At 38.2% G+C, this 9,271-nt stretch carries 11 protein-coding genes and 1 pseudogene; 9 read left to right on the top strand and 3 right to left on the bottom strand.

Annotated features, from left to right (window positions below):
• Nucleotides 1-116: 116 nt before the first annotated feature.
• Nucleotides 117-881 carry a hypothetical protein gene (locus tag A3K86_RS10815; RefSeq protein WP_201797676.1) on the bottom strand — a complete coding sequence of 255 codons (765 nt, stop codon included), beginning with the start codon at nt 879-881 and terminating at the stop codon, nt 117-119.
• Nucleotides 882-952: 71 nt separating this feature from the next.
• Here A3K86_RS10815 and A3K86_RS10810 point away from each other — a divergent pair, with 71 nt between their 5' ends.
• The 6 genes from A3K86_RS10810 to A3K86_RS10785 all read left to right on the top strand — a co-directional run bounded on the left by A3K86_RS10810 (nt 953) and on the right by A3K86_RS10785 (nt 5,954).
• Nucleotides 953-1,924, top strand: coding sequence for a hypothetical protein (locus A3K86_RS10810; protein ID WP_146145615.1), 972 nt, complete (start codon nt 953-955; stop codon nt 1,922-1,924).
• Between the two features lie 1,547 nt (nt 1,925-3,471).
• On the top strand, nt 3,472-3,702 hold the full coding sequence (locus A3K86_RS22830; RefSeq protein ID WP_162844326.1) for a hypothetical protein: 231 nt from the start codon (nt 3,472-3,474) through the stop codon (nt 3,700-3,702).
• A gap of 85 nt (nt 3,703-3,787) precedes the next feature.
• On the top strand, nt 3,788-4,225 hold the full coding sequence (locus A3K86_RS10800; RefSeq protein ID WP_068330915.1) for a hypothetical protein: 438 nt from the start codon (nt 3,788-3,790) through the stop codon (nt 4,223-4,225).
• Nucleotides 4,226-4,459: 234 nt separating this feature from the next.
• Nucleotides 4,460-4,888, top strand: a complete 429-nt coding sequence (locus A3K86_RS10795) for a hypothetical protein (protein WP_068330914.1) — start codon at nt 4,460-4,462, stop codon at nt 4,886-4,888.
• 1 nt (nt 4,889) lies between these two features.
• Complete coding sequence (locus A3K86_RS10790) at nt 4,890-5,315, top strand: hypothetical protein (protein WP_084406573.1); 426 nt, start codon at nt 4,890-4,892, stop codon at nt 5,313-5,315.
• A gap of 117 nt (nt 5,316-5,432) precedes the next feature.
• Nucleotides 5,433-5,954 carry a DUF695 domain-containing protein gene (locus tag A3K86_RS10785; protein ID WP_068330913.1) on the top strand — a complete coding sequence of 174 codons (522 nt, stop codon included), beginning with the start codon at nt 5,433-5,435 and terminating at the stop codon, nt 5,952-5,954.
• A gap of 440 nt (nt 5,955-6,394) precedes the next feature.
• Here A3K86_RS10785 and A3K86_RS10780 read toward each other — a convergent pair whose 3' ends face one another.
• Entirely contained in the window at nt 6,395-6,661 is a 267-nt protein-coding gene (locus A3K86_RS10780) for a hypothetical protein (RefSeq protein WP_068330912.1), read from the bottom strand.
• A gap of 291 nt (nt 6,662-6,952) precedes the next feature.
• Here A3K86_RS10780 and A3K86_RS10775 point away from each other — a divergent pair, with 291 nt between their 5' ends.
• From A3K86_RS10775 to A3K86_RS10765, 3 genes are all read left to right on the top strand, one after another.
• The gene (locus A3K86_RS10775; RefSeq protein WP_068330911.1) at nt 6,953-8,041 is read left to right on the top strand and encodes a hypothetical protein; all 1,089 of its coding nucleotides are present in this window, start codon (nt 6,953-6,955) and stop codon (nt 8,039-8,041) included.
• Nucleotides 8,042-8,219: 178 nt separating this feature from the next.
• The gene (locus A3K86_RS10770; protein WP_068330910.1) at nt 8,220-8,645 is read left to right on the top strand and encodes a hypothetical protein; all 426 of its coding nucleotides are present in this window, start codon (nt 8,220-8,222) and stop codon (nt 8,643-8,645) included.
• 1 nt (nt 8,646) lies between these two features.
• Nucleotides 8,647-9,015: a hypothetical protein gene (locus A3K86_RS10765; RefSeq protein ID WP_068330909.1), complete on the top strand. Its 369-nt coding sequence runs from the start codon at nt 8,647-8,649 to the stop codon at nt 9,013-9,015.
• A gap of 37 nt (nt 9,016-9,052) precedes the next feature.
• Here the strand turns inward: A3K86_RS10765 and A3K86_RS10760 are convergent.
• Nucleotides 9,053-9,271: pseudogene (locus tag A3K86_RS10760) on the bottom strand (IS110 family transposase); the annotation flags it as partial.

Here is a 9,271-nt window from a genome sequence, read left to right as displayed (position 1 = left end):
GTCTGGATTGCCTTTCGTGTTTTCGGTGGTTTATCAACATTATCGTAATGCGTTGTGGCGTATTATGGCAGGCGTTATGTGATAGAGCCCCGCAAGAAACTTGTGGGGCAGTAGAACTATCGAAAGTATTTTCGAACCTTATAGGTTATGGATGAATTGTTAAAATCAATAACTTCAATCTCAGCACCTTTGTAGTTGATTATATTTGACTTACTCATGTCATACTCAACGTTGTTCGTGAATGCTTGTCTTGCGTTACCACCAGAAAATTCTCTGTATGAAATATTTATTTTCTTACCTACCGAACCGTTGTAAATCAGAGTTCGTTGAAATGCTGATGGTGAGTCAATTGATTTCTTTACTACTTCTGTTTGTGCTTCTTTATAGCAAGTCGCATTTTTTACAAAAACAGTAGAGACACAAAGACCATCTTTGTCATCAGGTGATAATGCGTATGGAGGGTCAATTAGTGGACCTTGTATAACATAGCCACCGTTTGTCGAGAAATGCGAGAAGTACATCTTACCTGATTTTTCTGTGCCAAGGAGTTTATAGTCTCCTTTACCTATGTCATATGCTGCACCATCAATTGGTTGTTTTACGATAAGGTAGTTATCAGTAACATTGACGCCCTCATCAATCATGTAATCACCTACATAGACTTGTGTAGATTGATTGAGAGAGGGGAGGGTGAATTGTTCCGTAGTAGATTGGGCATTGAAAGGGATAGATGAAGAACAACCTGTAAGTAGCGCGCTACAAAACAGAGTGAAAAATATGCTACTTTTCATGATTTTATTCGCTTTATTTTGCAATTGGTTGCTTATTATGCTCCAACGTAAATCTTTGTGTAAAGCAAAATCACATAACAAAAACATCAAGGTGACGCGTTACACTCGGCGGTTTTGGTACGGAGTCCAGTGTGCTTTGGTAGTTGGTCGTGGCGCACCTTATGTCTGGCGTTAGGTTTATTTTAAGGTTTAGTATGATAAGAGAAAATTTTGGCTTTAATGAAGGGCAAGAGTTGGTTCTAAAGTTCGAAGAACTATTGAACAATAATGATATTAATGTAGGCATAGGGAGTGACCTAGAAACAAAATTTATTTCTGTATTTGATATACTTTTTAAATTTGAAGAACGCCATAAGTTAGCTCCCAATGAAGACCATCGTACACTATTTAGAGATTTTTCGGCTCTTTATGACCTCGCTTTGAAAATAACTTCAGTCAGTGGTCATAAAGAATTTCATCAACTAGTCCCACACCTAAATAAGTTAAACGAATGTAATGTGGCTCAAAATGCAGCCAGTCGTATAACAGATCAAGAAGCGAATAAAATTATAGAGCTTTACTTGGCGGCTATATGCATGCGATTTTGTGAGGAAATCGAATTGGATCATCCAAACAACGCGAAGGGTAATAACCCTGACGTTATCGCAGGAATTCAAGGTGATTATTGGGGGTTTGGTTGTAAAACACTTCATAGCACCAATACACAAACGATTTTTGAGAATATAGTTAAAGCCGTAGATCAAATCGAAAAGTCGAAATCCACAACAGGTATTCCAGTATTAAACTTAAAGAATGTTATTCAACATGAGCGTATATGGCCTTCACAGTATTCGTTCGGAGATGTAGCTCAACCACTGTCGACATTAATGAGTACAGCGCAGGCAATTCAATCCTCTCTAATTGACGACTTAGGTATTGACGCACTTAAAGAGATCTTTGTGGGTAAGAAATCATTGCCTGGAATCTTATTCGTGGCTCAGAGCTGTACTTCTGTCCAACCAAACCCCCTAGTTTCGCCAAAGGCTACTAGGCTGAATGTGATGCAGTTGTTTAAAGTGGATGATGCTACTTTTACTCAAAACGATGATTATGTGTTTGAAGCACTAAATCACTATATGCAACTTGCAAACTAAAAACCTAACAAACTGTTCAAGAGTGATTCGCAACGCGTGGCATTTTTACTATGCGTTAGGTTTAGTGGTTAAGGTGGTATGTGGAGGCTTCGGTATTGCGTTGCTCACACCTTAACAGGGCGTTATGGCACGAAAAGCACAGGCAACGTGGTTTTCGCTTCAAGGTCTGTGGTTCAAGCTTAGCGGCTATCAAGCCGAACTTATCAGACGATATAACTGAATGCATGTCGGTATAACGAACTGTGAGATTGTCGGGTTTTGTCCGCAGCACGCTTGATTTTCCTGTTGTGTTTGCTGTCAAAAATGCCAGAAACTTCATCGAAAACCAATTCTCAAATTTTGGCTAAGGTTTATCGGGTTTTAATTCTTGCTATTTTTCCCTAAGCTCTCGATTTATATCTGTTGGTAAAGAGCAATTCTTTCTCCAGTGGCTACTGATTTTGTTAGTTGGTTCATGAAGTTATGTACAAAATTCTGTCCTGGTTTTAATGGTAGGGTAAACTGACTGGCGTTCGAGTAGATATTTCTGTAGCCGAAGCGTATCTGGTAAGTGATTCAAATTCTTTGAGTTTGCCATAACAAGGCAATCAAGGTGATGCGTTACACTCGGCGGTTTTGGTTCGGAGTTCGGTGCGCTTTGTTGGTTCAGTGGGGCACACCTTATAGCAGGCGTTACCTCGCGAATTTAGAAGGTTGGGGCGGTCGGCTCCGCAGTTGCTGTGAGTAGGTCAATTCCAGAAACATTTGTCTGCATTAAGAGTTGCTTATCGCAAGTCGCGGTGTTGAGTTACTCGCATGCCAAGTTCAATAATGTCTGTGGCTATCATTAATGCAAGTCTGCACCTGTCGCCCTAAATGTTGTTGTTTGTGTTAAAAGGCTTTTTCGGGTAGGGCTACAAACGTTAGTCGCTCCCCGTTCGTGGTTTTCTGTGGCAGAAGTCGTTAATTATTCGCTGGTATCCGCGTTTAAGAATGAAGGTTGTGCGTTGGCATACCAGTGGTTACATTTTGGTGGTTGCCGAACCAAATTGTTTTGTGGATGTTGCCCGCGGCTTAACTTGGGCAGTGGTCAATATTTTGCTTGGTCGAAAGTTCCAGCCTTAATATTGTCGATAGCCGCTATCTTGTTGGTAAGCACGCAGTAGTTTCGGTGGTTATAGTTTTCTTTGTCAGCGTTGAGTTCAAGTTTTGCCACTCAGTATTTTTAGACGAGCGAGTTTCATCGCATCATGGCAGGCAAGCTGCTTTGGCACTTATATGCGAGCGGGTAACAAAGCCATTAAAACGACCCTCAACGCTTGGCATTCTAGGTATGAATTGGCTCTAGCGTTTACGGTGGTTAATTAAATATTGTCGTAATGCGTTGCTGGCGTTTTATGGCAGGTCGTTAGGCAAATTAGGAGAGTTCAGTGGATAGGGTTTCGTTCGAATCACTTTTTAGGCAGAGTGTTCCAGTAAACTCGGTATTTTCAAATCCCGGAGGCGGTACATCGACAGTTTGTAAAATAGGCGATGATCGAGTGGTGTACAAGCGAGGTAGCTCTAGGATGACTTTACTGCTAGATGATCTTTATCTGGTTTACAAAGAACTTGAAGTAAATACTAAAGTTTCAAGTAGTGACTTAAAGCAACTAAAACCGAGTGTGTTTGATTCAACAAAAAATGGACATAGTTGCAATTGTACTTTCGTTTTTACGGTATTGAATCAGATGGGAATTTCTAATGATATAGGTGGTAAAGGTGTGCGGGGTAATCCTTTCTACACAACATTTGCCTAATAAGTTGTTGTAAATGGCCCAAAATTACGCGGCATTTTGCCCGTGAACGGAACGTTAGATATTTTATAGATCATGAGGTAAATAAGTGGAAGAGGGTGTAAAGGTAATTGGTGTAATGCTTGGCTGGACTGAGCTAGGGGTATTTACTCTTTTGTTCGCGGCTGTGCAGTTTCTAATAGGTAATTGGCTGAAAAGCAGGATTACTTATTCAATTAAAAACGAATATGACACCAAGTTAGAGGAAATAAAATCTGAACTGAGTTTTTCCGTTAAAAAGAGAGAAGAGTCGGCTTTAGTCGCTGAATTACTGGCTGAATGGGTAAGCAAACCAACTGACAAAAAACATCTAAATAAGTTGTTGTGGGAGGCAACCTTGTGGCTACCAGAGCAAGAAACAAAAGATCTCCACAACCTGTTAGCGCATCAGGGTAACATCACGACAAAGCAAATGTTAATAAAAATTAGAAAGGTCATACAAGGACAGGAGTCTAGTATCAAGGCCGATGACCTGACCAATTTTTAGCGTTCATATGCCTAACAAAAACATCAAGGTGACGCGTTACACTCGGCGGTTTTTGTATGGAGTTCGGTGCGCTTGGTCAGTTGGTCGTGGCGCACCTTATGTTCGGCGTTATGGCTAAATATCTTTACACTTTTATCTAATAATTAGAGCTGACTCTAGACTCTTAATATTGATGTTTTTATCTATGATTTTATGTCTTTACGATCATTAGATTTAAAGTGTATGGAGATAGTAATGAGTACTAGGCATAGTGAGATAAAGTTAACGATAGCGAAATTAATCGAAGTTGCATACTCAAAAAATAAAGGTTTAACAACATCTATCATGTTGGATGCTGGCTTTGTCAAACTAACCGTTGATGATAAGGGGAATGCGCTTTTATCAGGGAAGGCTGGTGTAGTCACTTTTAGTGGGCAGGATGTAATTAATGAATTGGGGATGCAAGTTAAAAGAGTTTCCGTCAGTTTTAAAAATGAAGGTGACGGTCAAGCTTCATATACAGCTACATTAAACTTAGGCCTGATATCAACCTCTGTAAAAGGTAGCTTTAACGTAGAAGATTTGATTACGCAGTGTTCAGGACTTCTTTGTATAGCAGCAAGACGTTTGAAAAATCGCCCTGCATATATTGAAAGAAAACTTTCTGAAGCAATGGGTAACTAATATGGTTCGTATAAGCTTATTTTTAATCATGACCTTATCATTTAGTGTCAATTCAGCATCATTGACATCAGCATATAATGACTACATAAAAGGCTTAACATTTCAAAATATAGAAAATAATTATAGTCAATATTTTAGTGATATTCTGGTTGGAGATATAGATATTAATGATGATTATTTAAAAAAACAACTTATGTTCAAAGAGAGTATGAAGTCTATAGATGAGCTTAATGAAACTTTATATTCAAACTACGGTTGTTTAACAGTTAACGGATTTGGTTTTGATAATCAGCCAATGTCATTCAATATTGAATACACTAAAGAATCACCAAGAGCTTTAATAAAGGCTGTTGATATATTATTACTGGAAAGTAAGTCAGAATTTTCTAATAAAGCTGTTTGCCCAAAAGAGTACATAGTAGAGTAATTTAGCCATAACAAAGCCATCAAAACGACCATCAACACTAGGCATTCTAGGTATGAATTTGGCTTTAGCGTTTGTGGTGGTCAATTAAATATTGTCGTAATGTGTTGCTGGCGTTTTATGGCAGGTCGTTATGTTTTTAAGGATAGTTTGGTGTTAAGAAAGTTATTCAGAAAGAAAAAGCAACTTGAAGAAAACGAAGTTCGAGTAGTTCTTCCCGAAGAAAAATTCTCAGTTGGAGATTGGAAATCCGAAGGGTTGCCTTGTGTTGCGGTATTAAACTCAGCCTTGAAAGATTTTGAGCCCAAAGAAATTTTTAGTTGGCATTTATCTGTAATTATTGACCTCGACGATCTAATCGAAAATGGTATGCCGTCACAAGAAGAGCGAGAGATAGTCGATCCGTTCTGCGACAAACTTGATGAAGAAATTAAAGCCGGAGGCAATGCTCTGTTTCTTGTAAGGGAAACTTGGAACGCAACTAGGCGTTTGGTATGGCGAGTCTATGACCCAGAAATAGCTCACCAGCATCTTCAGTATATAGTTGATCATCATCGTCACCCACGTCCATTCGATTGGCATATGGAGCAAGACATACATTGGGACAATGCTAAGTGGTACTTAGAACAAATAAAAACATAACAAAGCAATCAAGGTGACCCATTACACTCGGCGGTTTTGGTGTGGGGTTCGGTGTGCTTTGTTAGTTTAGTGCGGGGCACCTTATTGCAGGCGTTAGGCGAAAATAATGCTTAGATTAGCAGTTATAATCGTTAATAAGTTGATTGGTTTTGGCGGTAGGTGCAATTACCGCCATCTCCAGTTCGAATCTATACTTATTGCTTTCTATAAAGTTTTCTTAACAGAAATATAGACATTAAGCTAAGTATGAATATTGATGGTTCAGGTATTTCATTAGCTGATGTTAAGTAGCCACCTCCTGTTGAGTACCTGTAAGGTGAGCAGTTTCTACATTCATAGGAATAACTATCTGTAGGGCTTCTCATGAAATAATTAACAAATTCAATGTTAGGGCCTAAAGAGTTTAATATAGACGTGTCATTTATAGATAATTGAAATCGCTAGTTCGTATTTTTCTCGTTTATCATTATAGCTGTGCTATACATTGATGCTATTGAATTCAAAGTATTATAATACCCCGGTGAATCGCTATATACTTTGTTGTTCGTTATATCCCAATCAATAACAGAGCCTGAATCAACCTCGATAAAACCAGAAAACTGGCTTCCATCAGACATTGTGAAGTCGTTTAAAGTCCATATTATTCCAGCCTTAGTTGGTAGAGAAATAAGGCAGAGCGTGATAATTAAAAATAAAGTTTTTTTCATAAGGCCTCCTTGTTTCAACTAAATAAGCACTATTTGTACCAGTATTGTTAATGTCTAAGTATCAGTAGCTTACGTATGTTTTATCCGGCGTATATGTGGTTTTGTAAAAAAATCTGACAGGTGCCCTGAAGTCTCTTCGCCTAACAAGGCCATCAATACGACCACCAACGCTCGGCATTCTGGGTATGAATTGGCCTTAGTGTTTTCGGTGGTCTATCAACATCACCGTAATGCGTTGCTGGCGTATTATGGCAAGCGTTATACCTATGATTTATTTAAGAGTGACAATTAATGTATAAGTCAGAATTACTATATGAGCCTCTTCCTATAGCAAGGATCGGGGGCAAAAAAGACACAGAAGAAGTGATTATTGGCAATGACTTTTCATGTTTCGCTCATATGCTTGAAGAGTATATATCATTTGGTGCAATTGAAATTTGTATACCAAAATCAGCGCCAGAATTATCATCAATAGAGCATATGCCATTATTGCTAAAAAAACGTATAAAAGTATTTGATGATAACAATGAAATTGAAGCAATGCGCAGGCTTCTTCATAATCTTAGACTTGAGCTAAATATAGAAATATCAGATGAAAAACAATGCTTAAAATTCGCAAAAAACACACCTGTTAAATTGCAAAATAATGTCAATCATGTTCATTTGATTGTAAAGAAGCTAGCGATTGGATTTAATCACGGTATACAAGTCGATATTAATCCAGAAAGTGCTAGAAGAACTCTAAGATATTTACGTGAAATCTCTAAAGATGGACAATCTCGAGTAATATTAGCTCAGTTGGAGTCATTAATTAACTTATACGATAGTGTGGAATTCAATGCGCCAATACCACCAAAAAATAGTGCGCCGAATGAGCTTATTACAGTATTTGATCGCTTGATCAATGATAAAAGTTATTTAGAGTATTCAGATTCTGTTGCAAGACTTGCAGAGCCTTCTTGCCGTCAAAAAGCACTAGTAAAAATACGTGAAATGGAGAGAGATATAAGATCAACTAATTTTATTTCGACTGGATGGAATTATGCCGCTAAAGCAATAAAAGCATGGAGTGGCGTGCCAATACCCGAATCATCAGCGATTTCAAGTATAGTACAAGGTCGAAGTTTACCTGCTTTGGTTGATCTGCAAGGCGCCCGAGAAAGTGCAGTAGCAATATGGAAAAACACAGATTTGACAGAGTCTCATTTACAGCGAGATGGTTCTTCATTAGATAATGGTCAAATCATCTGGCTACCTCCATTAGATTCGATGAAGATACACTCAAGTAGCAATAAAAAATTCACATTTGGCAAAGCCAGTGAGCTTCTTGAAGCTTTAAAGAAAACGACAGACTACCTTGAGAGTGATGGAAAGGTATAACAAGGCAATCAAGGGTGACGCGTTATACTTGGCAGTTTTGTTATGGAGTCTGGTGCGCTTGGTGAGTTGATCGTGGCGCACCTTATTGCTGGCGTTATATTTTTTGTGCATTGCCGCTTTGAAGCTGTTTTAGTAAACTTAATCTGATTTTAAAGTTTCTAAGAAACAAGGACATAAAGTGAACGAAATTTGGCCGGTCTGGACTCAAAATTTGTCGATAATCTTCTCTGGTGTAGGAATAGTCGTATCACTATTTCTTCTATATGAAGCCAGAGAGATCCGAAAATCTTTCAAACGTAAAGCGACTTTACCTACTCTAAACAAATATTTGTCGGAAGCTAGTCGAGTTTTAAATGATACTTTATCGGCTCAGAAGTGGGATGGACAAAAGTTTTCAATTGAACTGACTAAATTGAAAGCATACTTAGAGAAAGCTAAAGATACACTGAGAGAAGATGATAAAAAAGCTGTAGAAGCATTCATATCTGATTTGGGGAAATTTTCTGTTCATCGTAGTAGTTCAGAAGCTTGGTATTATTATGAACAACTTCAATATATTGCTACAAAACTTGAGCAAACAGAAAAGAATTTAGCGTGGGATTAATATGAGCATTTATGGTTCAAAAGAGATTAAACTATTGGTTGAGTTTCAAAAGTTAACGTCGCAAGGGCAACTTAACTGGCAATTGATTGATCCGCCACATGGTCTAGTAAACGCAACTAATGACTTTATTCCAAACTGTTATTCTACCTCGTATGAAGGCAAGACATTTATAGTTTATAGTCGTAGATATCAAAATTATTCTGAAGATTTTGATCAGATGTATTTCGATGAGCGTGTTGAAATTGCAATGATCGATTTCTCTGGCAGAATTCTTTGGGAGTACTCAGATCGTACACCTGCCTTGTATGATCTATATTCTATTGTTAAACGTCATGATTCGGGTATTGATGATATTTTTAGCAAACTATAGGTAAGTAAAATATAACAAACGAGTATGGCGTCAATAACTAAATTTTGGCGCTGTTTTCATCCCACATAGTTCCATCTCTCAACATCGAATTTAGAGTTATAACCATCTTCCTAACACAGGCAATGATAGCGACTTTCTTAGGCTTTCCTGCGCCCAATAAACGTTTATATGTCGTTTTAAAAACAGGGTTACATTGCATAGCGGACATCATAGCCATGTACAACACAGTACGCACTTGAGCACGACCACCTTGAAT

Source organism: Photobacterium jeanii (genome assembly GCF_001650345.1).
GTDB lineage: Bacteria > Pseudomonadota > Gammaproteobacteria > Enterobacterales > Vibrionaceae > Photobacterium > Photobacterium jeanii.
The sequence above is the reverse complement of the archived record's forward strand: the minus strand, read 5'-3'. Positions and strand labels throughout refer to the sequence as shown.

What these genes read in the sequence shown, in the direction of transcription:
- A3K86_RS10810 (WP_146145615.1), top strand. Translation starts at nt 953, where the DNA reads ATGTCTGGCGTTAGGTTTATTTTAAGGTTTAGTATGATAAGAGAAAAT.
- A3K86_RS22830 (WP_162844326.1), top strand. Translation starts at nt 3,472, where the DNA reads ATGACTTTACTGCTAGATGATCTTTATCTGGTTTACAAAGAACTTGAA.
- A3K86_RS10795 (WP_068330914.1), top strand. Translation starts at nt 4,460, where the DNA reads ATGAGTACTAGGCATAGTGAGATAAAGTTAACGATAGCGAAATTAATC.
- A3K86_RS10790 (WP_084406573.1), top strand. Translation starts at nt 4,890, where the DNA reads ATGGTTCGTATAAGCTTATTTTTAATCATGACCTTATCATTTAGTGTC.
- A3K86_RS10785 (WP_068330913.1), top strand. Translation starts at nt 5,433, where the DNA reads ATGGCAGGTCGTTATGTTTTTAAGGATAGTTTGGTGTTAAGAAAGTTA.
- A3K86_RS10780 (WP_068330912.1), bottom strand. Translation starts at nt 6,661, where the DNA reads ATGAAAAAAACTTTATTTTTAATTATCACGCTCTGCCTTATTTCTCTA.
- A3K86_RS10775 (WP_068330911.1), top strand. Translation starts at nt 6,953, where the DNA reads ATGTATAAGTCAGAATTACTATATGAGCCTCTTCCTATAGCAAGGATC.
- A3K86_RS10765 (WP_068330909.1), top strand. Translation starts at nt 8,647, where the DNA reads ATGAGCATTTATGGTTCAAAAGAGATTAAACTATTGGTTGAGTTTCAA.